This window comes from Superficieibacter sp. 1612_C1 (assembly GCF_015234305.1).
Taxonomy (GTDB): domain Bacteria; phylum Pseudomonadota; class Gammaproteobacteria; order Enterobacterales; family Enterobacteriaceae; genus Superficieibacter.
In genome coordinates this window covers 952,712-977,044 of sequence record NZ_JADGMI010000002.1, presented here as the reverse complement: position 1 = coordinate 977,044, position 24,333 = coordinate 952,712, and the positions used below count along the sequence as shown (strand labels likewise).

Sequence of the window (24,333 nt, the reverse complement as noted above, 5' to 3'; positions counted from 1 at the left end):
ATTGCCCTCATTACGCCAGCCGCCATGCCCGGCGGCGCTCAGTTCGAAGTTGCTGGTCGGGATGATGCTCAACCGGTTCGCCATCGGCATGGTCCACCAGCGATGAGCAGGGATAGATGACATCGCCACCATACGCATCACCCACTGCATAATCAGCAGGCTTGCTGTTGTCCCAGCGAGTCAGCACCCTTTCAATTTGCTGCGGCGGTACGCTGTAGCAGACGCCGTGAATCAGGCGCGGTAGCGTGATGTAATCAGCGCGCGTCTTGTCGGCAACGATCAATCGCTCAGCGATCTGCATCTGGTACTGCGGGGGGCGGCCTGTGCCAAGATAGAAACTGATTAATGAATCAGGGAAGTCTCTAAGCCAGCTATAAATACCGCGATGGAAACTGACAACTGGCAGAGCATCATCTTCAAGAATCACTACCCGGCAGGTTTGCCCGGCAGCCCACTCAAGCGCGCGACGATGATTCCAGTTCGCGCCGTGGTCCCCACTATCGATGAGCATGACGGCACCGAGAGATTCAGCCAGGCTACGAGCCTGCATGTATCGTGAGTGATGGCCGACAACCACAAACTTTATTTGTGTTTCCACCAGGCAAACTCCTTACCAACGCCGTCAGTTTTAAATACCGTGTTTACCTGAGGACCAGAACCGATCCGGTTACCGAAAGACTTCGCCACAATGCCGAAAGCCAGCATATCTCCCACCGCAGCACCAGCGCGTTCAGTCTGCCAGAAGCGGTTACTCTCAAGGCGGTAATACAGACGCACGATCGCATGGGCGAACGCCATAACATCTTCACGCGTGCCGCCAAGCAGGCCGGCATTAAGCATCACGTCGTGACGATGCTCATCAAGAAAGTCCTGATAGGGTTTCTCCGGGTGATTCTGCCGTGCCCAGGCGTCAGCGTACGTTTTTGGTTCCGAGCCAACGTAGACCTTACCGGCCGCCATTTCATCCCACGGCGCGTGCAGCATCTCGACGTCAGTACCATCGGTGCACCAGACGAAATGGTATTCAGGGTGATCGCGCAGATACTGGTAGATGTGCAGCCAGCGCCGGAAATAAACATTCATTGCCACGTCAGGAGCACTCACCAGCTTTGCACCGGGTGGAGCTTCAGTCAGTTCGTCGGCAAGCACAACCGCATCAGCGCCACTGATTGACGTTGCCCAGGCGCGCAGAAGGTCCGGGTCAGGCCGCATCTTCACGCCACGCTGCGGATCAGGGTGGCTGGTTAACAGGGTGGTGATTACCACGTTACGACGCAGGCGGTATTCAATATAACCGGTATAACAGGCATCCCGGCGCTCGTTGTGGATTTTCACGTTGCGCGCCACCAGCGCCTCGCGATCGGGTCGGGAAACAGAGCGCGTGACCTCTTCATACTCATCCATTGAATGAATCAGCTTTTCCGAGCCAGAAACATCAGCGTAAGCCCACGTTGTCAGCCCGGCGTTATTGATACGCAGCGCCAGATCCGAATGCTCGTACATGCCGCGACCGTACACCGGATCAAAGCCCCCTACGGTCTCAATGGCGCTGCGGTGGTAATACAGCATGACGCCGCGCTGCCCGGTATAAGCCACATGCTGATCATCACGGTAGAGCACCGCCAGATCGTTCAGCTTCCGCGGCCCGGCCAAATCGAGAAACTGATAAGAGAGATGCGGCTCAGGTGATTCGATATAGGGCAGATGCCAGTTATCGGCGATTGGCCAGGCATCATCATCCCACAGAAACAGATGCTCACATCCGGCATCCATCAGCGCGGTCAGGCTGGCATTTTTCGATGCGACGATGCCCAGTGAAGCGCCGTGCCTTATCAGTTGTACGCTGTCAGGAACTGTTGCAGCCGCCGTTGAACCATCATCTATCACCACCACCAGCGCACCGGCGGGCAAATGCTTCAGTTGGTGGTCCAGCGCACGAATTAACACCTCGGCCCGGTTGTGCGTCGTGATCGCTATTCCAATACGAGAAGAGGATGCGCTAACAGGCACATACGGGACGTCATCGATAGTAACCTGCATAAATGTTCTCAAAAATATAGGGGCCGAAGCCCCTGAGCATTACGAACCTGCACCGCCTGACAGCACAGCAGCAAACGGTACCTGTTTACGGTCAAAGACACGCTCCCAGTTACTGGCCTTCGCCATGTCGGTGTAAGACGGCGTCAGGTTAGGATCGTCCTCCCCCTTCCAGCTAAAGCCTGCTGGCTGGAGAATGTAGGTTTTACGCTCCCACAAAACTTCGGCACCGCCGCCATTACCGCCGGATGCTTTACGTTCAAGCTCGGTCGGTGTATGTGGTTTACCCTCACCAAAACCAAATGCACCTGAACCGAAGAACAGCGACATAAAACCACCGTCAGCAGTTTTCAGGCTGTCGTCCATAAAGACAGGTTTACCGAGGTATGTTGCAAGGATGATGTTGCCGGTTGAGTCACGCAGGTATTCGATCAGGTCGTTCTTCACCATGCGATTCATGATGGTGGAGTGGACGCCAATTGCAGAAAACTGATCGGCAGCGTCACCTGCGGTGAAAGCCGCATCCTGAAAAGATTCTGCCAGGGAAGCCCGCTCGGTAATAACCATATCGCCATCATCATTTGCCAGGTTAGAAGCGATGATGCCGCGCGCCTCACCAATCAAATAACGCTGCCACTGGCGAGTCCAGTAAGTACCGAAGCGGTTACGAATTTGTGTCATCGGATCGCTGTTGGCCAGTTCAGAGGCGAGGTCAGCGACGCCATAGCCTTTGTTCAGGAAAAGCGTACGTGAACGCATGCTGCCCTGAGTGGCTTTACCGACCTTACCAATCTGATCCGGATCATCCGTTGAGGCGTTCGGGGCTTCATCAGCATCCAGATCCTGCCAGTAGCTTACGGTTGCGGTGCCCTGACCGTTCTGCGCTACAGCGTCGAGCGCCGGCAGGCGCGTAACAATACCAGAGTTATATACAGCGGTTTTCTCCGGGCTGTTAACCGGCGCGATCGTCTGATAGTAATCGCTGACAAAAATGTCCGAAAGACGGGTTGCTACAGTTGCCATGCGGCGTTACCTCTTATTGGTTCTGTGTGGCCGCCAGACGATTGAATGTCTCGCGGTCCTCCTGGAAAAGTTTGAGGCGTTCAGCCTCGGTGTAATCGCTCCATTTTTTGCCGTCGCCGCTGACGAAGGACTGGCCGCCCGTACCGCCGGTACCGGATGCCTTACTACCAATAACAACCGGGGCAAACAGCTTGTTGTTACGGAATTCTTTCTCTAAATCCTCGATCGTTGCCGCAGATGGCTTCCCTTCTGCGTCTACGACGCGGGTTTTGCCGTCTTCGACAATTAACCGGGATTTGATGTGAGGGGTGATAACTGCGGCGCTGTCGCCCGCAAGCTTCGTCGCCAGTGTCTGTGCAACGTTATCCACCAGCAGGGTATGCAGGCGCGTATCGCGCTCATCGATTTGCGCAAGCAGTTCTTTTTCGCGCGAACTCATTTTCTCCGCCCAGCTTTTTTCGAGAGTTTCCAGGTCACCTTTTTTACGGGCCTGTTCTTCGGCTGCTTTGCGGGCTTCTTCCTCGGCCAGGCGGCGCTTTTCCTGCTCGGCTTTTTTCTCCCCAAGCAGTTCGTTCACTTTCTTTTCGAGGCCGGAAACGTCCGGCACGCCTTCAATAGCCAGTTGATAGCCCTCTTCTCCGGCCCCGGCATACATGGCCTTTTGAGCATCATCAAGCGCATCGAATTCTTCTTTGGTCAGTTTGAACTTAAGCATCTATAACCTCGGGTCAGATGTTGCAGTCACGGACTGCGGGTATAAAAAAAGGCCGCCCGTGGGCAGCCTCATAGTGAGTTGATAAATTTTCAGACGTGGCCGTTCATTTCATCCATCCATGCGGCACTCACCAGGGAACCGATCATCCGTGCTTCCACGGTTGTGCCGCCAGCTTTTTGGGCAAGCTCTTCCAGCTTATCCGCGAGATTGGCGGGCCGGGGTTTAGTGTGGAATAGTGCGTGCGCCTGTTTCAGGTACGGGAATTTTTCTTCAGCCATTCGAGCAGCTCCGGATTAATGCGTTTGTGGTCATCCTCGCTGCCCAGCATGAAGAGCGCAAGGGTTTCTGCAAACAGCTCACGCTCATTTTCGGAGGCATAATAGCTAACAGGACGCCACCAGCCTGACTCGTAAGCATCTACGGTTATTTTCTCCACATCGGTCAGATGCTGGAAATAGAGATGATGCCCCATTTCATGTGTAATGGTGCCAGCAACGCTGGGTATCACGGTGTAATCGAAGGGAACGCCTTCCGCCGCGAGGGACGCTGCATCTGAAATAGTGAACATTTTTTCCAGCGACAGAGATGACACGAAATCATAACTGGCTCCGTTGTCCCGGATCCCCGCCCATTCATCTGCCTGTAACGCCCATGGGGCGATATGAACAGCCCCGCTTGCCTCGTAATACGCACCAGCAGCACTTTGCCGCGCCCCCGACACCTTGCCGAACGAACTCACCGGCGGCAGGCCGAAACGGGTAATCACGTCCAGCATGGCGCTGGCGGCGATCCGGGCTGATTCCAGCGAGGTACCTTCAGGGAAGTGTAATTCATCGGCAATGATGCCCCGCATTCCCTTCTCGATCTCCGCCACTGACTGAGCGGCGGACAAAGAAAAGCCGGGATAATTCCCGGCTTTATCAGCAGCTGACAGCGCTTTCAGTCGCGCCAGGCTTATCCATTCCCCCTTATCCGTAAACATGTCACTGAGCCGTACCTTGCCAGCGCGGTAAAGCCCTGCGCGCTCCGGCCCAAGGACTTCATCCTGGCGATGTTCAGGCTGGCGGGCCAGCCACTCAAGGTAAGTGGTATCAGCCGGAACCTGACCATCCATGCTGGCGCGGGTACCTTCATCCATTTCGTCTGCGTCGATACCAAGCTCGCGCCATGATTTTGTGATCAGGGTTTCAGTCGAGCGGCAGCAGAAATGTATTTTTCCCGGCCCCTGAAGATAAGGCACCTTATGGCCTACAGGTTTGTTGTCCAGGGTGTAACGCAGCCGATCGCGCACGATACACAGATGCGTGGTGCGATTATCGAGGGTAGAGAGCCACTGCTTGCCTTTCACGATATCGCCATTGGCTTCAGCGAAACTGGTACGCGCTGTTGCCGCGAGATGATTCACCGCTGTTTTACTGATACTTGCGGCATTCGCCCGGCTCATCTGCAATGCGCCATCCTGAAAGCCATTATTCGCCTGACCCCTGACCTGTCTGGCGATCGCTTCGGTCGTGTCTCCCAGCAAATAGCCGCGCCGCACGGTATTTGTAATGCGCGCGAGACGGTCTTCCCGAAGATTGTCTGCCCATTCGTTAAGTAGACGTCCCTGAAAGGGCTGAGCCATTGCAGCGGCATAGACCATCTCAGGGGTGATGCCCTGTAACGGGTAATGACGCTTTATTTCTGAGGGTAAAAGTGAATCGAAAAGGCTTAACTGATAACCCGCTTCATGCCGGGCAAACTGCATCAGCTCATCCGCCAGAGTGGTATGCATCGAGGCTATAGCCTGCTCGTTTATTTGCCTGACGCTCCCGAGCAGGCTTTCCAGGCGGCGAACCGTAAAGCTTTCATGCGGCAGGCTGTCCATTGCCACCAGCAAACGTGCCGTGAGTTCGGCATCGCTCTGATTGAGCACTTTAACCATGCGCTTTGCAACGCCAGTAGAATAACGGCTGACGAACAGCCCATGCGCTATCGCTTCGTCACGTAACCTGTCATTGACTGCCATTTCACTCTCCGGTCAGTAATGAAGGCTCCTGATTCAGAAGCTCATCGACGATATCATCGGGTTTCTCATCCTGGCCAATCAGCCCGATGCGCTGCTGGTAACGGACAAAGTCCACAAGACGCATCTTGCCCGACTGAACCGCCCCGAGAAGCGCAGCGATCGCCTGATAGTCAAGGCTGGCGATTTCATACTTCTTATTGAGCTCGACAGTGCCCTCGCCGCTGCCTGCAAACTGAACGGCAAAAGCGAGCGCCCGGTTAATCGCCTGTTCAACGTTCCCGGCACACAGCGACAAAATAGAATTATCAGTCTGGGCTTCATCACCTGCCTGGGTTGCCGTTCTGGCCGCAGTGTTTCGTTCGACCAGCTTTGCCCCGAGCATCGCCATTTGCTTTTCCCGGCGCTCAGCCAGGGTAACGAGAATGTTTCGCTCATCAGGTTGTGCAAACTTCAGATCGCCGCCGACAGGCAGTAAAACGCCTTTGCGCGAACCGACGGTAAATCCATCGGCAAGGTATTTATCAGCCCACTCTTCTGTCAGCCCTGCCAGAGCGACCATTGGTTGACCAACCGTATGAGCAGCTTCGGCGATATCGGCCTCGGCCTGATAATGTTTGATGTTGATATAGGCGATGTCTGCCAGGGGCGGAGAATCCGGGGTGTGATCGTTGTTACTTGCGCCTAACCATGACCATGGCAACTCATCCAGTGCGATGCCGCTGGCATCTTTCAATGGGGTAAGCTCTCCCCCTTCAATCCGTTCAGAACCTTCTTCCCATTTACGCGCATGGGCTACGCCGTTTATCAGACGCAGTTCAATCCAGTGACGCTTTAACGTCAGCTCAAATGCGTCGGGATCGTCTGCCGGCTCGAGGTAATGAATTACCACCAGCGAGGTTCTGCCTTTAGTCACGCGCCAGTTGATCACTTCTTTAGCCGTAAAGAGCCGCAGAACCGGGCGACCTTTCGTCGCCTGCGTCTGAATACCCGAACCTGTGTAATCAGTCAGAATTCCCGCGCGGCCACGTTGCAGATTTTGTCCCAGGCAATCACGGATCATCTGTTCGAGAGGCTGACCTTCTCCATCAGCATCGGTGGCGATATCCGCTATCCCGCCGCTGATTTCAATTTTAGGCGGCTTGTTAAAAGCAATCCCAATCAGGCCCGATAAAGTACGGCCTGTGGCATTGACGAAGGCGGCGCGTTTTTTATAAGCATCATAACGTTCACCGCGGGGATCATCATTCGTGCTGTCGTTACTGGGATGAGGAAGATAATCTTTGCCGCGCTTTTTTATTTTTCGTTCACCATCCACGCAGTCGCCGATCATTTCCCACTCGGGTAAAAACTCGGTATATGCAGGATGGCGATAATCGATATTTAGTTGAGCCATGGTTCTACCATTTGAAAGGAATAGGTTTTGGCACCGGTTTGATAATGGGGAACTGCTTCACGATGTAATAACCCCCCGCATCGTTGGGATGGTCGTTATCAGATTTTTTGTCCGGCTCGCCCGTCTTCTCGTCCCATATCTGTTGCTCAAGCGACTCCGTATACACCGGGCAGCGCTTGACGTTCACCCGGTATCGGCGCTCACCGTTGCCGTTACAGAACATGGCGTTCATGGCGTTGATGCGGTCTTTAACCGGAGGATTGCTGGCATTGACCACAACGTGAAAGCCAGCCTGTTTGAGCTGGGCAATATCAGTAGTGCTGGCGTGAGCCGATTTTCGTGAGTCGCCGGAGGCATCCGGGTAGATGTATATTTCACGAACCTTGCGGTAATCGCTGCCGTCGTACAGCCAGAAACGCTCTTTAATGATGCGTATCATGTCGGGCGTATCGTACGCATTGATGATTTCCGTTACCGCGCACGGCAGTCCCAGGCGAAGAACGTGAACAATGCCTGCCATCTTCCCGACGTTGAAGTCCATGCCGATATAAAGCGTCTCGCCCGGCTCCTCCACCTCATCACAGTTATTCAGCCTGCGATCGAACTGGTGGTAAATGGTGCCGCTTTTAAGGTTGGTGAATTGCCCCCGCAGGTAAGCTTTAATCAGCTCCGGCGGATAACTCGCCAGCAGCGAGGGAATATAATCCTCCGGCAGGTTCGCCTCATTATCAAACGTGGAAGCCTGTACCAGACCGTACAGGGTTGCCAGTTCCGGCTTATCACGCACTGCTTTTACGAACTGCTGGTAAACGAACTTAAAACCTTCCGGCGTGGTGGTGACGTCAATCCCGTTACGCAGGCCATCGACCTTATAGCGCATACGGGCGATGATCTTTCGCCATGCCTGCTGCGCTTTGGCAGCGGCCATCACGTCCAGCTCATCTACCAGCGCATTACCAATCTTAAAGCCGACGATAGTGGCCGGCTTCTCCATCGAGCGGCAGATAGTGGTTCCCCGGTACTGCCGCCCGGCGTAGAAATGGACCTCTTTATTGCTCTCGTTGATCCGGACCTTCAGGCCCCAGTCAAACGCCACCTCTTCCACTGTCGGATAGAAAATGTCGCGTATCTGCGGATAGGTTGGCGCGAAATAGCCCTGGTTGATTTTGGGATGCTCCCACATCCCTTTGCAGATGCCACCGCATCCCACCCACGTCTTGCCGGAGCCAAAACCAGCCACATAAGCTTTAAACTTGTGCGGCATCGCCAGGAACTGCGCCTGCGGTACGTTAAGGGTCGGCGATATCCCCGTCATCGTCTTTCCTTACGCGTGCATCCGCGACATTGATATTGATTGCCACGGGCAACGGAACGTCATCTTCCGGATCGGCGGCCAGCTCTTTGCGCAGTTTGTCCACTTCAAGCTGGCGGCGCTCAATCTCGATTTGCTGTAACCGCTGTGCGAATTCACTGTCAGCGAGACCAAGCCGCTTCATCACAGCTTCATACATGCGCTCGCGGCTGATGGAAGTGATCTCCACGCCATTCTTTCCAAGTTTTATTCCGGAGTATGCCAGCCTGGAAACAGGTGACAATTTGCGGGTGTCAGAGAAGTAGGGCTGACCAATACCATCACCGTTGCAGCGCGGGCAGTCAGAGTTTGGTTCGCGGTTGTGATCGTAGCCGTAACCACCATTGTCTTCAGGCTCCCGGCCTTTCCTCTCAGCTGCTTTTAAACGCTGCTCCTCAAACTCCACCATGTCGCGCCACTGATAGTTATGCCCGAAGCCCCAGCAATAGCGACAGCAACCCCGGCGATACTGTGAAAGCTCATTCGCGTCGAAGGTGGCGAGTTGCCACATCTGCTCAAGGACTTCATCTGCCGTGGCAAGCGTGCGCACAAGAGAAGCCTTTTGCTGCTGCGCAATTGCCTGCGCAACGTGAGGAATCGTGAGGAGGTGGCGACCATAACTGGCATCGCTGTAACCTGCTCTCGTGGCGGCAGCAGTCGCGTTCTGGTCGATAAGATATTCAGCAACGAAGCGCTTTTGCTGGGCGGTCAGTTCGCTTTCCACCAGCGTATCGGCGCTTTTATCCTTTTGCGCAGTGCGCACTTTCTTCTGCGCAGATTTTTGCGCACTTTGCGCAGTTGGTTTTTTGATATAGCGACGGGCAGTTGCGTAGTTCAGTCCCTGCGCTTCACACCAATCTTTTGGGGAAATGCCGGTGCTGGCATGATCGGACAGGAACCGCTGCTGAAGCTCGCCCCAGTCCGGTTTTGCCATGTTACGTATCCTGAGTTAAAGTCATTGCGATGCCCACCAACGGAAGGCATTGGAGTGACAATAAAAAGCCCCGCTAGTGCGAGGCTAAGATTGTTTGTAAACGTTAGCTGCCTGAGGAGGGGTGCCAGATAAAATCATCACTGCCTAGTCGATGAGATCCATAATGAACTTGATACTCCTTATCCAACTGGGAGCATTTTGTTTCCGCCATATCCTTAGTGGCATATACACCCATCAGATGCCACGGCGCACCACGTACTACCTCCCAACCTAAAACCCATCCTTTATTATCAGGATCTGCTTTTAATCCTTTTGCTACAAACATATTTTTCTCCTCTGTATTCACGAGGATCATGCTAAGCAAACTGAGGTTAAAAATAAACTGATTAGGGTATTCTCTCAATGGTGACTTTGCCGTATCGTGTGCGCCGTTTAACCTCACTGTTTTCCGATATCACCCGGCCGCTTTCGTCTGTCATAGACTCTACTATTTCGCCTTTCTCATCATCTACAGTGAAGCAATGTTTGACCTCTTCACCATTGAGAAAAACCTTATAGCGCTCAACAGCGGGATTAATTTTTTTGCCGGGATCATCGTCGAGTACGGTTATTCGCATGGGTGCTCCACAGGTCAGCGGGAATGGCGATGCAGTAGGCCGCCTGGCTTGCTCTGTTCTTGGATAACATTCAGCACCACATCGCTAATGGCTTTCTTCATATCCTGGGAAAAGATGACCCTCGTTTCAGAGGAGGCTGCGTTGAAAGCTACCTTGCCCGTGAGCTGTGCGCCGGGATAGTCTCCGAAGGTAAGCATGTCATCTTCACGACTGGCTTTGATGTCTTGCAGCGAAACAGGATCGTGAGCATCGGGCTGTTGGTCCACCTGTTTAGGCTGATCCACCCTTGCGAGGCTAACAATTGAATCCATCTTTACTCCCCACTGCTGACTCATCTTGCCTCCAGCAGCAAAGCCGCTATTCAGGGTCTGGAACGCTGACTTAACAGCCTGGGCGAGTTTAATAGCGACGTCACCAGCCCGCTCAGCATCGACCTGATGCAATGCACTGGACAGCACTACTGAAAGCGTACGCTGCTCAATGGATTCATCCGCTGAGGGAATCGGTCTTGATGGCACCCAAACAGACTGACTTGATGCCTCACTTCGCTCCTTAGCTTCCCTGGCAATGGCCTCAGCTTGCCGGGCGTGTTCCCCCTCAATAGCACTTGCAGCAATTGAAGCTGGCTGTATCTTTACCTTTTTGATGAATGCTTCATTTTCACTCTTCTGCGCTACGCCGAAACGTGTCTCGGCCAGATATTTGATGGCGAACTCCTGCCCTTTAGCCGTCAGATAAGTGAAATAGTCCTCACCGCCGAATGGTGTAGCAGTGTGCTTCGCACAAGCCAGACCAGCATCCCGCAGCTCGTTAGCGCCCAATTTAGATGGCAGATCACCACTCAGTAAAGCGCCTCGAAAGAAAAGCGCATAAAGGACGTCAGTTGCTGCATCGCAAAGCGGTGACAGTTTTGAATCGTGCATGATTATTTCCTTTTAGAGGTGCGCCTGTCGCACGGGAAAGCCGCCCGAGACAAGCGTTATCCCAGGCTCACTGCTGAAAGTGTCTCGTTGATGCGCGTGCGATGCGCAGAAAAAGGCCACCAGCAGATGCCAGTGGCTACAGACTTTTGCTCTGGAAGTAGTGATTAAATACTTTTTAAGGCGGCTTCTATCTCAGCATCCGAGATCTCAGATTGCGTGCGAGCAAAGTAGCGTTCTACACCATCTAACACATATGCCTCAATTGACATCGTCAGATTGTGCTGGTTGTACTCTACCGAGATGGATCTTGTATCCTCTGGAATAGTCATTTTCTTAACCTGACCGTCTGGATAAATCACTGCAACACTGACTTTCATTTTAAGCTCGAACGATTAAATTGAGACGTCTAATATTATCAAAGAAAACCAGTGAATGCCTACCGTAGATTAATCGAAGGCTAAAGCACTATAGACATCTTACAACCTATCTAATTAATGCAGGAGATATCCCATATGATCAGAGTTAAGCTAAATCAAACGATTTATGACATAGGCTATGGGAATGGACTGTATTTTGCTCGCGCTTCGTTTGGTGATTCACCTTTTGGGCGGACTTTAGAAGAACTAGCCGAAGGGCTTTCGCAATGCACCGGTTTAAAAAAAGAAGACATCATAGAATATCTTTCCGAACAATTTTCGGACTAATCATTTCCTAACTAATTAATTGATATTTCGGTTTTTTATAAAAGCGCCGCCTGAACTGGCGGCTATTCAGTCACTCACCATGAGGTTCTTCAGGATCATCAAAAAAGTTTAAATCTATTTCGATACGCTCTCCAACAGACCAGCCCTTTTCCTCAAGGATTTCTTTAGGAGTATCCTCGGGAACATTGAAATAATATGAGTAAGGCATCTCACCAGAATAACCGGTATCGGGATGTATAGAATCTTCATCAAGGCCCATTTCTTCCAACTGCTCATCTGTAAGACCTAAAGTATTAGCTAGTTTTGACTGTCCCATGAACGTTATCCTCAATGATATGAGAGTTCAGTACAGCACATTGTTAAGTTACTGGGGGAGAAAATCTGCTGGTTATGTGACGGCCCTTTCTTTATTTTTAAACAGGCCACACTCTCGCAGTGGCCGCGCCCATGCCTTGAGTCGCTGTCGCTTAATCGCCGCTAATAACCGCTACGCGTTTGGCGTTCGCGCTGCTTTACCGGCAGACCCATTTCTTCGATTAACCCTGACCAGCGGTATGTCGCAGTTCGGACCTGCTTCTGGCTCCCTCATGGGGACTCGGGGCTGCATTACTACTGCAGCTTGCAGGAACGGTCTCACCGCTTTAGTACTTCATGGCATCACCTCATACATTGTTGGCGGACATACTGCTGCAACCCGGTCAGTTGCTTTGTCACGGTTTCGATTCGCTCTCTGAGGGTGAAATAATCCCGTTCAGCGGCGTCAGTAAGTCGGGCGCTGGTGCCATCATCCACGCTGGTGGTGCCGGGCGCTCCGTTCGCTCCGCAGGTGGCGTTGAGCTGCAGCCGCTTACGGCCAGCAGCAACATCACGTTCAAGCTGGTCAATAGTCGCTTTGGCATCAGCCAGTTCTCCGTAGTATTTCGCATCGAGTGCTGCGACGTCTCGCTGGCGCACCTTCATATCATTGATGGTATCGTTCGCCAGTTGCAGGTCGCCTTTTGCTTTATCGCGCTGCTCTTTATAGGTGATGGCGTTATCACGGTAGTGATTGACCGCCCAGCCGAGCGCCACCAGCAGTCCAGTGATAACCAGCGCACCGATAAGTTTTGCTTTAAAGGTCATTTTTACCTTCCGCCAGGCACATAGAGCGTTCCATCTCGCGCCGGTTCTGCAGTCCCTTCCATTTCATGCCACCAGCATAAACCCAGCGGCGCATCTCTTCGCATGCACCGGCATGGTCGCCTTTATTGAGTTTCCGCAGCAGGGTGGATTTAGAAAACGCATCAGAGCCGACATTAAAAACGAAGCTGTAGAGCGCGGCGCGCTGATACTCGCCCACCGGCACCTTTACCAACTGGTCAACGGTGCGCTTTGCCGGTTGCAGATCTTTCCACAGCAGGGCATCACATTCCCGGTCGGTATAGGTTTTGTGCCGGACGATGTCGCGCCCGGTGTGACCGTCACACACACTCCAGACACCCGCCACATCTTTGTAGGGTACATATTTTCGCCCTTCCACCCCGTCATGACCACCAAGAAAAATAGTGGCTATGAGCATCGCGCCGCCGCCCGCAGCAGCGATGAGTTTATTGCGCAGACTGCTGGTCATCGGCATATCATTTATCTCCAACTTTTACCGTCGGGCCGTATTTCTCCAGCGCCCGTACCTGGGCATTGGCGACCTTTCGTTTGAAGTACCAGTTAATAAGCCCGGTGATGACAATGCCCGCGATACCAGCCAGCACACCGACGGCACTCCATTCATCAGGACTCAGTTTTGTCAAAACACCGTTCAGGATGGTGCCGCCGGAAGTGCCGAGCGCGACACCGGTTACGAGTTTGCTCATATGGGACATGTCTCTCACCTCCGCTTAGGGGAAGTGGTGCAGGGGAAAATGGATAAAAAAAAAGCCTGCATTGCAGGCTTGTGAATGATTCATTTTGGCTTGTGGTTCAGGTGCCCCTCGGTGAAAAGGGACATCACCGGGTCAAACCCGAAAGCACAGAAGTATAAGATCCGCAATCTTGGATTAGCAATCCGAACAAGACTCGTACGAAAACCATATCCTTTCCCGTGAAACTTATAGTGAAAAAAAAGACCAGCAGAAGTCCACTGGTCCAGGTTAAAAATAATGTCTCATTTCAAGCCCAAAGGCTCAACGGTATTATTATATAATCCACTATAAGTGGATAAGTGAGAATAAATCTCAACATATAATAATGTCAATATCGGCGTAAAAAGCCCCCTGAGAAAATCAGGGGGCGGGCAATGGTGCCGGGTGCCTCCCGGTGAGCCTTTGGCTGACTTACCCTGACTCGCAGCTTCAACATATCACGACACCCAGTTGATAAGGGAGTCTCAATGCCATTTTGCCCCACCGCTTAGGGGGATTCACCATGCATACAACTTTAGGAGTAAATATGTATGCAGTCAATTTTATAAATCTCTTGCGAGAAATTTATTTAATCAATTAGGGCTATTTTGTTCAAGATCGCGTATTGTTGTCATTCTTTGAAACAGGAAAAATTTATGTCTGAACGCAAAAATTCTAAAACCCGCCGAAACTACCTCGTAAAATGTCCTTGCCCAAATTGCTCTCAATTGTCAGAACATAGCTTTACCCGAGTCCAAAAAGGGGTGAAACTCATCTGTCCGCATTGCAGCACATTATTTTCTTCCTCCCTGCCACAATAGCCTGATAAATAAATGCATTGTTAAAGAATATTTGATAAATCAGCCATAGAAATTTTTTGACAATCACATAAGAAATAAAGAAAAACCCGCACTTTGGCGGGTTATTTATTAATAAAAAATGTGGTGCTTCTGGAGGCGGCCGAACCCCTTACGCACTTTGTTTTTTTACGAGCAGTTAGCTTCTGCTCTACAGACCGTTTGTGCAGCAGTCCCGCACTTCACCACAACGGACAGCACCCTCAACTTAAAATTTAGCTAAAGCTATGCTGGCCTGTTGTGAAGATCGTACAGCTGAGATTCACTATCCGCTTATGTTTTAGCGTACTCTGTATGGCTAACTTCTCAGCATGTACAAGCTTCGTAACTGTATAGCCAAAGGGCATAAAAAGTTACTTAGTCACGCAGAACAACATTAGCAGCTGCCGGGCCTTTAGCTCCACTTTCAATCGAGAACTCAACCTTTTGGCCTTCAAATAATGTTTTAAAATTATCTCCGCTGAGCGCAGAAAAATGTACGAAAACATCTTTACTGCCATCGATTGGCGAGATAAAACCAAAGCCTTTATCACCGTTAAACCATTTAACTAACCCAATCATTTTTGCAGACATTTTGCTTACCTTTTTTAAGCCTCTCGGCAATATGGTCTTTTTTACAGAAAACGCTTGGCATTGAACGATTACACTCAAAAAAAGGGTATCAGCGATAGCGCCTGGTGATGAGGATTGCTTTAGTAAAATGTTTTGCAAGCGGTCTGTATTTCAAACCGACAACATCATTAATGCATACATACCCGAATTAAGCAAACTTTCATTTTTTTAATTGTATAAAGTTAAACTATACAAAAATAAACTGGCTATCTAATAATTACTGCGTATGATGATGCTGTTTTCACAATAATAAGGTTATTATTTGTCTTTAAAAATGACAGGCATTGTCAAATATTTTGACCATAAAAATGGGAAAGGCCTCATTACTCCTTCTGATGGTCGTAAAGATGTTCAGGTTCATATCTCTGCTCTGACACTCCGCGAGTCAGAAGTTTTTATCCCTGGCTTAAGAGTTGAATTCTGTAGAATCAACGGCCTTCGTGGTCCCAACGCTGCTAACGTCTACATTTCATAAAAAAAACACTACAGATGTTTCTCTCAAGAGCATTTTTTAATACCCAAGAAAAAACCCGCATAATAGCGGGCTTCAACAATTTTGCATTGCTCAGTTCGCTTTAACGTCCCGAGCCTATCACAATTCAATCACTTTCTGGTTCATCTCGCAACGAAAATCTTTCACTGTTTACGTTAAATGCATCACACATTGGAGCATAGAGCATGGCCTCGATGAGGCTTAACCACGTATCAATACGGCGGCGGCATGTCATGAAACACCATTCAGGGTGCTTTTCCTGGAGCTCCTCAGCCATGCGCCTCTTACTCTTTCCTGAGCCCGTATAGCGCTGGCGCAGTACATAAAGTAAGCCTGCATCCTGTTTCAGTATTCTGGCTATTACCCCATCAATAACTGACGCTTCTGAATCTGAGCAAAACGCCAGATGACTTTTATTTTTACTCCGGAGAATTTCTTCTAAAAATGCAGCGAGTTCTTGCCTGGTAATGCCCTGCCTCTTCATTCGGCGTAGAGCTTCATTGATTGCGGATTTGGTAATTTTCTTCGAGGCGAGCAATTGGTTAAACATATTTCCGCTGCTACCGCCTCCTATGTAAGACCAGCGCCCCCACATGCGCAGCTTGCCCTGTATCCAGACACTTTCGAGAGTGCGCAGCCGCACCATCTCTCCGGTCTTGCCTACTTCTGACGGATTAATCATGCCCTGATCCTTTAATTGAGTTGTTGTTCACTTTCACGCTGGCACCACCAGCCCACGCCGGGCAATCTGAATGAGGGTCAGTACGATGGCGCGATCCATCAGCTGACGACGTTCATCTCGCGTTAATCTGTTGCCGTTGTCGATCTCATGATGGCAATGCACACAGAGTGCGGCGCAGGCGCAGTCGTCGACTTTCATACCGGTGCCTTTGCCCTCGTTTCTGTGAGCAATCTGCGTATCCCATGCGCCGCAAAGTACGCATTGCTCAATCTGGCCGACGGCGGCCAGCCACTTTCTGTTTCGGTAGACTGTTCTCATCATCACCCCGCGAAACTCATCAGCTGCGCGGCGGCTTTCTGCGCTTCGTCCTGGCTGCGGAAAGCTCTGGACAATATCCAGCGCCACAGCACATCAAGCGCGGCGCGGTATAGCTGCTGGAACTCTGTTTCTTCCATATTGGCGAAGGAGATACTGCGAGGATGTTTTCGGAGTGTGCCGTCTGGCAGTTGTATCGCGTCGTAATGCCCGGCTTCAACAATTACCCAGGAGCGATAGGCGTCAAAAGATTTGCAGGCGCTGATGCTTCCGGCGCGGCGATCGGCGATGCGATCCAAATACTGCTCTGCAGCATTCATTAGCGCTGGTTCATTGCCACTGAATGAGGCCAGAAATTTGGCGTACCCGGTTACCAGTTTGCGCTCGTTTGATGAGATAGCGCCGCCGGTGGGTTCCCAATATTCAAAGCCAAGATTAAGCAAAGCGAAGAATCGACGGTGAAATGCCGGGTTACGGAGCTGTCTGAAGTCGGCTTCGAGCACCGCACCGAGCCTGATTTTAGATTGCAGGATATCGCTGGTCTCCGGCGTGGCGGGGATCAGGATGCCTGATGACTGCTTTATTAGTTGTAGTTGCGCCATGGTGTTCACTCCTTGGCGCAGCAGGTTTACCGGCTGTTCAGACCGATGAAATCATATTATCAGATGGCTTTTCAATTCGATAGCCGATACTCGCGAGAAATTGCACCACAGCAGTTGGAGTGAAAACTATCTCTTCATCCAGCAATGGGCGCATAGAAATGAGACCACCGCTACGATAAATCAGGAAGCGGTCGCCTGCCGGGAAGCTACAAACTACTGATCCATCGTTTCTCCTGACAACATCGTACCAGTCAGATTCTGATGGATTTATATCACTGTCACTCACGTTATCCCCCTGTTCAGCCTTGAGTCGTGGCCCGCCGACACTCAATAAAACCAGTCTTCAGCGCTTTCCCAGGTTTCCTGAAGGATCTGCTCAACATCTTTTTTATCGTTCTTCTCAGCTCCGGAAACAGACAGCCCATCACTGCCAGCGCGGCGTATGATCAAGCTACATTCAGAAAACCGACTTTCCAGGCGTTTTGAGAACTCTTTTTCGAGCGCAGGTAACGCACCATCAGGAAGTTTCTTAGTGCGATCAATGGTTAACTCAACTCTCATGATTCCCTCCTTATGGATTACTGTACATATATACAGTAACATTATTAATGTATAACTCCATGAATGCAATGATTTTAAGAGCACTTTTTGTTAAAGGATGGAGGGTTCAGGGTAATCTATGTAGGTTCTGCGAGGAGGATTGCAAAATGTCATACTGGCCCTTGCTAAATAAAAATTAGGCTAGGTTTCAACTGAAAATGGCAGTGCAGCTCAATAGAATCTCAAGGATGCTTAACAGGCTTCATCCAGATCCAAACCCTGATGATGATGGCAATAAGAGCAACTGGAATGATATGAAAAAGTATCCAACATATAGTTGCTGAATAAAAATAAAGCGTCGGAGGAGAATCGGGATCTTCAGATACAGCAATGTAAGCCATACACATCCAGGCGACAAAACCTGCAAGTATCCACGTGAGGTAAATTTTTCGCCTGTGTTTTTTCAGCAGTTCTGTAACTTTTGCCATTTATGCTATCCCGTAAAGATTTACCTGGACTCAATAAACTCAGGAGGTTCCCCCTTCCTGGTCCGAAGAGAACTTAGCTGTTCTTTGGGGCCAGAGGTGCATTCAATCCTTTCGTACTCAGCTGGCTTCATCCATGCAGACTGAGATGTCATCCCTTCCCCATTGATACGATGAAAATCCCAAGAGCCGTTAGCATTTTGTCTTAACCTGTCCAGCTTGATACTGGCTGTATGAGGCTCTTCATTTTTAAGGTTGGGTACAGGAACGAAGGTCGAGTAACCCATACACTGTACAGGGACTTCACTTTTAACGCAGCCAGCTAAGGCTAATGCCCCTAATATAACCATTGATATTTTCATGCCTTCTAATCCTTTTTCAATCCAATATGGTGTCGAATCTAATAATCCATAAAACCATGGCACCACTTAAACTATATCATGCGCTCTTAAGCTTCACCGAGCACATTTCTTTGCAAGTTGGCCCTCTCGCATCTAGTCAGGAACGACAGCAGGACTGCACAGAATTTCTTTTACTTGCAAAAATAATTAATTAAGTAAGAATAGAATTATTTTCACATCAAAGATGCGTTTATCCATGAGAGGGAATATGAATAAAAAAACTGTTAGCATTACATTAATCACACTTGTAACAGCCTTAATGACTGGCTGTGAAAAGTCAAGCACGGATAGTGGACTTGAATATAAAGCGGGAAACAGTTTTTTTCACCTCAAAAAAGACTGTGTATTACAGGTATCTTCAAGAGATGTTACTCCACCAGTTGTACTCATTACAGTCAAGCAGAGCGATAAATGTTCAGAGGAATTCAACGATTTCTTTCTAAATAACCTTAATAATAACCTTACTGTTTCGTTCAATGGTGAAAAAATCATGGAAGCTAAAATTCTTTCTCCGATCAAGACTGAAAGAGGCATTAACCAGTCTATACCGGACCAAAGCAAGGCGCTTAAAATAGCTAATTATTATAAATAAATGAAGGTGCCTGAGAGCACCTTCATTTCAAATATCAATATTGTATACTTATGTTCTGACCGACACTATGACTTTTAAATCTGATGCGGTCAGTACCAGCACCGTTATTATCTGTCACTTTATAGGAGCCAGGTCCCATAGTATTAACAGTTACCATACTGCTTTCACCTGCATACTCGATCTGAACATCAAACGTTGAAGGAGCCTGCGAAGCTGTATCAAAGCTAATCGTATAAACATCCTGTCCGGTATGAGCAGCAAGATCAACCCAGGGACCCCAGGAGAGTGGGCCTGCATATGCCTGAGTAGAGGCACCATGATTCTGTCCGCTGCCATCACCTTTTTCTTTGGATCTATTGGCAAATGCATAAAGCTGAGGCCAGCTGTCAAAATTGATGTAGGTGCCATCCGTAAGAATCATTCTTGGAAGGACAGAGCGATGTCGATCTGATAACACTGTAATTGTTTCTTCAGTCTTTTCTATAGGTATGTAATCTGAAATAAGATGGTAACCTTGCTGAGTTCCATTCTCGATTACAACTTTTGTTCCTACAGGAAGAGAGTCTGTATCAGGCTTAATTTCACTCATTTCCCTTTGTTCAACATCTGCAATTTTCCCATCCGGCATCATAACAGTACGGAAAGGAGCGCCGCCAACCAATTGAGCTGAAACGGGGACATTCGGGGCATTTGAGCCGAACCCACCAGGAAGAACTAAATTGCCGCCAAATGTAGGATTACCGGGAGTTCCTATAACTACCATTGAATCTGACATAATAAACCCTTTCAATTAGTGTTAGTATCGGTTTTTGAGTATAACCTTGGTAAGAAAAACATAATTAGCTGAAAGCAAGAGTGAAACTTATTGTACCTTTAATAAATATTAAATCTCATTATTTATCTTTCTTTACAATAAAAAACCACATTAATTAATTCGAGTTATTATCAAATTCCACATAATTACGTCATTAAAACAAAACCGATTTATTAATTATCACTTCACTCCTATTATTTTTATAATCTGATAGTACGTAACTTTATAAGCGTAAGAAATGGGTTGTGATTTCCATTCAATTATGGCCGCCGTTACTTGTCAGTTCAGGCGGCTTGATAACATCTTAAGCAGCCTTATCTTTTGCCAAACACATTTCAGGAAGATTAGCCCTCACCAGGGCTTCGGCGAACGGAGGCGGGACCGCATTTCCGCACCGGGCTACCTGTTTATCCTTCGCGTACTTCACCCCACGATAATCCTGGTCGATAATGTACCAATCAGGGAAGCCCTGTGCACGATACAGTTCGTGCGGCTGGAGCATGCGCATCCCGATATCGACTATGCGGTAAACTACGCCGCTGATCGTCACCAGGCCGTCGCAGTCCGCGCCGCAATACTCCCGCAGGAACGCCAGCGTCTGATCTGCGCGCTGCTGGTCGTAAGCCTCAACCGCCAGGGTGGTTTTAACCTCCCCTACGTGCAGGCCGCCTGCTGTAATAGTCGGCATCGGGTCGTCTGTGCGCTGCCCGTCCCGGCAGGTGCCACGCAGCTTCACCAGATGAGACGCAACGACCGCATGATGATTGCCAGTTGTTATTGTGTGCGATGGAGAATCAACAGCGCCGCCAGGATGCCCTGTATTGTTCAACATCAGATGAGCCGTAAGCAGAGCATGATGATCCACCGTCGTAACCGAATGCGCTGGTTCGTCCAGGCCCACACCAGAACCCTGGTAATTGCCCCCGTAATGTTTAACCAGATTTGCGGCCACCAATCCGAATTTACCGCCGCCGGCGGTCACCGTTCCTAGAGGCTTTTCAAGCTGCAGCACGCGCGGCTGCTGCCCCGGGCGCTCACCATAGCCCATTTGAATCAGGGTCGATGTGACGAGTTGCGATTTACCGCCGCCACCCGCCGTTATAGTGGCGTTCGGCTCGTCCGCCCGGTGGCCGATACTGGCACCGAACTGGCGGGCAATGAACGGAGCCAGTGCCGCTTCTACGATACCCAGAGCATGACCGTTACCGCCCGGACGTACTGACGTACCAGCGGTTACCGTTGGCACCGGCTCAGTAACAGTCTGTCCGATAGCTCCGGTACGGAACTTAGTCAGGTGGGGTACCGCGATCGCATAGCCGTGCGTTTTGGTAATTGTCTGCAGCGGCTCCGCCAGCGCCTGGCCCCGGAAGCAGTCGTAACTCGTTTTGGTGCTGGTGTGGTTGCACTTCACGATAAACGGCGACGCGCTATCCAGCACGAACCGTTGAATGCCGCGCGCTATGCGTTTGAGGGTGTTTTCTGCAAGGGCCTTTTTGCGGTCAAATATGGACGGTGCCGGGATAGACCAGTCAATGCACTCCGCTGCCGTGCGCCAGCATTTCAGTTTGCCGTTTAGCACCGCCGGGGATTTGGGATCACCGTGCGTCGGCTCCGGCCAGGTCACTGGCACGCCATCGCAGCGCATCACCATGAAGAAACGCTTCCTGATGGTCGGTGCGCCATAATCGCACGCGCGCAATTCGCGGTGATCAACGGCATAACCCAGCCCTGCCACCAGCTGCTGCGCCTGTTCACCGTCGGCAGCAATACCCAGAAACTCGCAGCATTCCGCCAGGGCCGGATGCCCGACAGGAATACCGCCGGACAGCATCCCACAAAATGCTTCAAACGTTTCCCCGGCTCGCGCCGGATCAGGCCGCATCTCGGCAGCCAGCAGCGGTCCCCAGGTGCGGAACTCCTCAACGTTCTCCAGCATCATCACGCGCGGCCGCACCGCCAGTGCCCAGCGAATGACAATCCAGGCCAGCCCTCTGATGGACTTCTCGACCGGCTTTGCGCCTTTTGCCTTCGAGAAGTGGCGGCAATCCGGAGAGAACCACGCCAGCCCTACTGGACGGCCGGCAGTCGCCGTTCGCGGGTCGATATCATAGACGCTCTCACAGTAATGCAGGGTGTCAGGATGGTTGGTGCTGTGCATCGCGACAGCGTTCGGATCATGATTAATGGCAATATCCACGCTACGCCCAATCGCCAGCTCTATCCCTGTGCTCGCCCCGCCGCCGCCAGCAAAATTATCAACAATGATTTCTCTCACGCGTATTTCTCCATGGCAACGGCCAGCGAACGGGCGGCAGTAACGATTGCCGGTACCGGCATTTTTTCCAGCCACATGCGGTTAATATGATGTTTCAGGCGGCGCTGGTGGTGCTCCGGAAGATCCCCGGCGGTTTCAACCTGGCTGTAGACCATCCCCACTTCGGCAGGCCAGACAGTTTCCGGCACATCCACCAGCAGCAGACGCTCCAGCTCAATAATGCGATGGGAGGCATACTGGAGAAGAGAATCAGTATCTTTTTGCCCGCTATCGTCCCCGCCCTTAACAAAGCTGACCCAGTGGGTTTTGTCATTTTTTCCGGTGCGCTGCCAGACAGCCGGTTTTTCAGGTGTCAGCGCCAGAATTTCTTTAATGGGGATCTGAACCTCGCTCCACTTGAAGATCAAAACGCCGTGAGGCCTCAGAACTCTGAACGCTTCAGCGAAGCCAGCACGCAGATCATCGCGCCAGGTATCACGGTTGAGTTTTCCGTACTTTTTACCCTGCCAGCCATTTGGCCCAACGCGTTCAAGATGCGGCGGATCGAAAACAGCCACTGAGAAAGTGTCATCGGCAAACGGCAACGCGCGAAAGTCGGCGATCACATCCGGGCTGATTACCAGACGGCGGCCATCGCACAACGTGTGCTGCTCGGCGCGGATATCGCTGAAAACAGCCCTCTCATCTTCTTTGTCGAACCAGAACATACGGCTGCCACAGCACATGTCGAGAATGGTTTGTTCAGTCATTCCATGCCTCCAGCTCGTTCTGTATCTCTTCATCGATTTCATCGCGGGTGGCCTCAGCATCCAGAAAGTCCAGTGCCTCTTTGCGATAACGCTCGCGCCGTTCGTCATACCAGGCAGAGAACTCAGGTGACCAGCCAAACTCACTTCCCTGAAAATCTACCCTGGCGTTATCCTCTGCCATACTCTCAACCATGCAATCGGCAGTGGTGAGAGCACATTCGCGGATATAACCTCTCAAATCACGTTTGCGCCACCAGGGGCTTATTTTCGAATCGCAGACCGATTTAAATTCAACTTTCCAGCGACGGATGCAGCGACCTTTCAGTGACTTGCTCATGACTTCACCTCGTCGCGCAGTTTTTTGGCGAAAGACACGGCACGAAAAACAATATTTTTAAGTGCTTTTGCCTGTGCGCTGCCCGGCTTCAATTCCGGCTCTAATTGCTGGTATTCCAAGCCAACGTCGGAGGAAAAATTCTCCACCCCGATAGCCTGCTGCTCTGCGATGAAGGCGTCGGTGGTTGGGGTTTCTGGCGAAGCCATTACAGCCAGTACAGCGCGAATAACATCGGTGTCATTCTCAACCCATGACCATGAACCGGTATCATCCCAGTCGTGATCCATGATGGCGGTTTCCGTGAACGCCTCGACTGCATCTTCCGGAATTTCTTTGGGATTGAATGCCGATTTCAGCGCCGCGTTCTCAGCCACCAAGGCCGCACCACCCGTCTTCAGCTTCTCAATCGCGCTGACAACATCGGCAATTCCATCTGCGCCAACGGCCTGCATCATCGATTTTTCCCAATCAATCTCAGCGGCGACTGCTGCTTTAAGCTCGATAGATTGCGACTCAAGCTGTGCGTTAGCCTGGCGCAACGCCGCAGTCGTAACGTCCAGTTGAGAAGCCAGACGCGTCACCATTTTCGCGATATCGATGATCGGCGTGTCGCTGCTCATATGCCGCGCGAACTCGTGGCCTGCGGCAACTAATTCCTTGTTGTTCATTGTCTCGTTCACCTTCAGATTCTCCGTTCGAAATAGATAAACTGCTTTACCGCACCACGAGGCATTTCGAGTTTTTCCGCAATGTCATGTCGGAAAATACCTGCCGCGTGCATCTGGCGCGCCAGTTCTATATCTTCCTGGCGATAGCGCGCCGACTGATGGCGATCGCCGTGGAGACGAAGAGAAACGCCCAACTCCGCAGCTTTACAGCGAACAGCGGTGTCAGTCCGTCCAATCAGCACGGCGATTTGCAGAGCCGTCATGGTGCCGGCGCACTGGCGGATGATCATGATTTCAGCGCGCACCCATGCGTAACGTCTGGTTTTTGGCAT

At 50.9% G+C, this 24,333-nt stretch carries 32 protein-coding genes and 2 pseudogenes; 4 read left to right on the top strand and 30 right to left on the bottom strand.

What is annotated here, in order from left to right; genetic code table 11:
• Positions 1-10: 10 nt before the first annotated feature.
• The 13 genes and pseudogenes from INT84_RS10985 to INT84_RS10925 all read right to left on the bottom strand — a co-directional run bounded on the left by INT84_RS10985 (position 11) and on the right by INT84_RS10925 (position 11,378).
• Positions 11-601: a hypothetical protein gene (locus INT84_RS10985; RefSeq protein ID WP_194206863.1), complete on the bottom strand. Its 591-nt coding sequence runs from the start codon at positions 599-601 to the stop codon at positions 11-13.
• The gene (locus tag INT84_RS10980) at positions 583-2,040 is read right to left on the bottom strand and encodes a glycosyltransferase family 2 protein (RefSeq protein WP_194206801.1); all 1,458 of its coding nucleotides are present in this window, start codon (positions 2,038-2,040) and stop codon (positions 583-585) included. The genes INT84_RS10985 and INT84_RS10980 overlap by 19 nt, the downstream gene beginning before the upstream one ends.
• Before the next feature lie 39 nt (positions 2,041-2,079).
• Positions 2,080-3,060, bottom strand: a complete 981-nt coding sequence (locus INT84_RS10975; RefSeq protein ID WP_194206800.1) for a phage coat protein — start codon at positions 3,058-3,060, stop codon at positions 2,080-2,082.
• A gap of 13 nt (positions 3,061-3,073) precedes the next feature.
• Positions 3,074-3,775 carry a hypothetical protein gene (locus INT84_RS10970; RefSeq protein WP_228066060.1) on the bottom strand — a complete coding sequence of 234 codons (702 nt, stop codon included), beginning with the start codon at positions 3,773-3,775 and terminating at the stop codon, positions 3,074-3,076.
• Between the two features lie 89 nt (positions 3,776-3,864).
• The gene (locus tag INT84_RS10965) at positions 3,865-4,053 is read right to left on the bottom strand and encodes a hypothetical protein (RefSeq protein WP_194206799.1); all 189 of its coding nucleotides are present in this window, start codon (positions 4,051-4,053) and stop codon (positions 3,865-3,867) included.
• A gap of 647 nt (positions 4,054-4,700) precedes the next feature.
• Positions 4,701-5,783, bottom strand: a pseudogene (locus INT84_RS10960) (hypothetical protein); the annotation flags it as partial.
• Between the two features lies 1 nt (position 5,784).
• Positions 5,785-7,176 (bottom strand): DUF4055 domain-containing protein, encoded by a 1,392-nt coding sequence (locus INT84_RS10955; protein WP_194206798.1) that lies wholly within the window; start codon positions 7,174-7,176, stop codon positions 5,785-5,787.
• 4 nt (positions 7,177-7,180) lie between these two features.
• Positions 7,181-8,491 (bottom strand): terminase large subunit domain-containing protein, encoded by a 1,311-nt coding sequence (locus INT84_RS10950; RefSeq protein WP_228066059.1) that lies wholly within the window; start codon positions 8,489-8,491, stop codon positions 7,181-7,183.
• The gene (locus tag INT84_RS10945) at positions 8,466-9,461 is read right to left on the bottom strand and encodes a terminase small subunit (protein ID WP_194206797.1); all 996 of its coding nucleotides are present in this window, start codon (positions 9,459-9,461) and stop codon (positions 8,466-8,468) included. The genes INT84_RS10950 and INT84_RS10945 overlap by 26 nt, the downstream gene beginning before the upstream one ends.
• 103 nt (positions 9,462-9,564) lie before the next feature.
• Positions 9,565-9,786 (bottom strand): hypothetical protein, encoded by a 222-nt coding sequence (locus INT84_RS10940; protein ID WP_194206796.1) that lies wholly within the window; start codon positions 9,784-9,786, stop codon positions 9,565-9,567.
• 61 nt (positions 9,787-9,847) lie between these two features.
• The gene (locus INT84_RS10935) at positions 9,848-10,078 is read right to left on the bottom strand and encodes a hypothetical protein (RefSeq protein ID WP_194206795.1); all 231 of its coding nucleotides are present in this window, start codon (positions 10,076-10,078) and stop codon (positions 9,848-9,850) included.
• 14 nt (positions 10,079-10,092) lie between these two features.
• Complete coding sequence (locus INT84_RS10930; RefSeq protein ID WP_194206794.1) at positions 10,093-11,001, bottom strand: hypothetical protein; 909 nt, start codon at positions 10,999-11,001, stop codon at positions 10,093-10,095.
• Between the two features lie 164 nt (positions 11,002-11,165).
• Entirely contained in the window at positions 11,166-11,378 is a 213-nt protein-coding gene (locus INT84_RS10925; RefSeq protein ID WP_194206793.1) for a hypothetical protein, read from the bottom strand.
• A 135-nt stretch (positions 11,379-11,513) separates the two neighbouring features.
• Between INT84_RS10925 and INT84_RS10920 the strand changes: the two genes are divergently transcribed.
• The gene (locus INT84_RS10920) at positions 11,514-11,705 is read left to right on the top strand and encodes a hypothetical protein (RefSeq protein WP_194206792.1); all 192 of its coding nucleotides are present in this window, start codon (positions 11,514-11,516) and stop codon (positions 11,703-11,705) included.
• 70 nt (positions 11,706-11,775) lie between these two features.
• Here the strand turns inward: INT84_RS10920 and INT84_RS10915 are convergent, their stop codons facing one another.
• From INT84_RS10915 to INT84_RS10900, 4 genes are all read right to left on the bottom strand, one after another.
• Positions 11,776-12,021, bottom strand: a complete 246-nt coding sequence (locus tag INT84_RS10915) for a hypothetical protein (protein ID WP_194206791.1) — start codon at positions 12,019-12,021, stop codon at positions 11,776-11,778.
• A 341-nt stretch (positions 12,022-12,362) separates the two neighbouring features.
• Positions 12,363-12,827, bottom strand: a complete 465-nt coding sequence (locus INT84_RS24345) for a lysis protein (protein WP_194206790.1) — start codon at positions 12,825-12,827, stop codon at positions 12,363-12,365.
• A complete protein-coding gene (locus INT84_RS10905; RefSeq protein WP_194206789.1) occupies positions 12,817-13,314 on the bottom strand; it encodes a lysozyme in 498 nt (165 codons plus the stop codon). The genes INT84_RS24345 and INT84_RS10905 overlap by 11 nt, the downstream gene beginning before the upstream one ends.
• Positions 13,315-13,321: 7 nt before the next feature.
• Complete coding sequence (locus INT84_RS10900; RefSeq protein WP_194206788.1) at positions 13,322-13,552, bottom strand: class II holin family protein; 231 nt, start codon at positions 13,550-13,552, stop codon at positions 13,322-13,324.
• 683 nt (positions 13,553-14,235) lie between these two features.
• Here INT84_RS10900 and INT84_RS24185 point away from each other — a divergent pair.
• On the top strand, positions 14,236-14,400 hold the full coding sequence (locus INT84_RS24185; RefSeq protein ID WP_228066058.1) for a YnfU family zinc-binding protein: 165 nt from the start codon (positions 14,236-14,238) through the stop codon (positions 14,398-14,400).
• A 393-nt stretch (positions 14,401-14,793) separates the two neighbouring features.
• Here INT84_RS24185 and INT84_RS10895 read toward each other — a convergent pair whose 3' ends face one another.
• Positions 14,794-15,009, bottom strand: a complete 216-nt coding sequence (locus INT84_RS10895) for a cold shock domain-containing protein (protein ID WP_176917946.1) — start codon at positions 15,007-15,009, stop codon at positions 14,794-14,796.
• Positions 15,010-15,310: 301 nt separating this feature from the next.
• Here INT84_RS10895 and cspF point away from each other — a divergent pair, with 301 nt between their 5' ends.
• A complete protein-coding gene (gene cspF, locus INT84_RS10890) occupies positions 15,311-15,523 on the top strand; it encodes a cold shock-like protein CspF (protein WP_194206787.1) in 213 nt (70 codons plus the stop codon).
• 124 nt (positions 15,524-15,647) lie between these two features.
• Here cspF and INT84_RS10885 read toward each other — a convergent pair whose 3' ends face one another.
• The 6 genes from INT84_RS10885 to INT84_RS10860 all read right to left on the bottom strand — a co-directional run bounded on the left by INT84_RS10885 (position 15,648) and on the right by INT84_RS10860 (position 18,168).
• On the bottom strand, positions 15,648-16,223 hold the full coding sequence (locus INT84_RS10885) for a DUF1133 family protein (protein WP_194206786.1): 576 nt from the start codon (positions 16,221-16,223) through the stop codon (positions 15,648-15,650).
• A gap of 33 nt (positions 16,224-16,256) precedes the next feature.
• The gene (locus tag INT84_RS10880) at positions 16,257-16,541 is read right to left on the bottom strand and encodes a hypothetical protein (protein ID WP_194206861.1); all 285 of its coding nucleotides are present in this window, start codon (positions 16,539-16,541) and stop codon (positions 16,257-16,259) included.
• A gap of 2 nt (positions 16,542-16,543) precedes the next feature.
• Positions 16,544-17,140, bottom strand: coding sequence for a DUF1367 family protein (locus INT84_RS10875; protein ID WP_194206785.1), 597 nt, complete (start codon positions 17,138-17,140; stop codon positions 16,544-16,546).
• 37 nt (positions 17,141-17,177) lie between these two features.
• The gene (locus INT84_RS10870) at positions 17,178-17,426 is read right to left on the bottom strand and encodes a hypothetical protein (protein WP_194206784.1); all 249 of its coding nucleotides are present in this window, start codon (positions 17,424-17,426) and stop codon (positions 17,178-17,180) included.
• Positions 17,427-17,467: 41 nt separating this feature from the next.
• Positions 17,468-17,701: a DinI-like family protein gene (locus tag INT84_RS10865; RefSeq protein WP_194206783.1), complete on the bottom strand. Its 234-nt coding sequence runs from the start codon at positions 17,699-17,701 to the stop codon at positions 17,468-17,470.
• Positions 17,702-17,922: 221 nt separating this feature from the next.
• Complete coding sequence (locus INT84_RS10860) at positions 17,923-18,168, bottom strand: hypothetical protein (RefSeq protein WP_194206782.1); 246 nt, start codon at positions 18,166-18,168, stop codon at positions 17,923-17,925.
• 606 nt (positions 18,169-18,774) lie between these two features.
• On the opposite strand from INT84_RS10860, the gene INT84_RS10855 reads away from it, so the two are divergent.
• Positions 18,775-19,158, top strand: coding sequence for a hypothetical protein (locus INT84_RS10855; protein ID WP_194206781.1), 384 nt, complete (start codon positions 18,775-18,777; stop codon positions 19,156-19,158).
• Positions 19,159-19,192: 34 nt separating this feature from the next.
• Here the strand turns inward: INT84_RS10855 and INT84_RS24180 are convergent, their stop codons facing one another.
• The 6 genes and pseudogenes from INT84_RS24180 to INT84_RS10825 form a co-directional block, all read right to left on the bottom strand.
• Positions 19,193-19,933, bottom strand: a complete 741-nt coding sequence (locus INT84_RS24180; RefSeq protein ID WP_228066055.1) for a colicin Z C-terminal domain-related protein — start codon at positions 19,931-19,933, stop codon at positions 19,193-19,195.
• A gap of 343 nt (positions 19,934-20,276) precedes the next feature.
• Entirely contained in the window at positions 20,277-22,247 is a 1,971-nt protein-coding gene (locus tag INT84_RS10845) for a DNA cytosine methyltransferase (RefSeq protein WP_194206780.1), read from the bottom strand.
• A 278-nt stretch (positions 22,248-22,525) separates the two neighbouring features.
• Positions 22,526-22,996 (bottom strand): annotated as a pseudogene (locus tag INT84_RS24175) (class I SAM-dependent methyltransferase); the annotation flags it as partial.
• The gene (locus tag INT84_RS10835; protein WP_194206778.1) at positions 22,989-23,333 is read right to left on the bottom strand and encodes a hypothetical protein; all 345 of its coding nucleotides are present in this window, start codon (positions 23,331-23,333) and stop codon (positions 22,989-22,991) included. The pseudogene INT84_RS24175 and the gene INT84_RS10835, both read right to left, overlap by 8 nt.
• On the bottom strand, positions 23,330-24,001 hold the full coding sequence (locus INT84_RS10830; RefSeq protein ID WP_194206777.1) for a hypothetical protein: 672 nt from the start codon (positions 23,999-24,001) through the stop codon (positions 23,330-23,332). Before INT84_RS10830 ends, INT84_RS10835 begins: the two co-directional genes overlap by 4 nt.
• A 14-nt stretch (positions 24,002-24,015) precedes the next feature.
• Positions 24,016-24,333: a DNA-binding protein gene (locus INT84_RS10825; RefSeq protein WP_194206776.1), complete on the bottom strand. Its 318-nt coding sequence runs from the start codon at positions 24,331-24,333 to the stop codon at positions 24,016-24,018.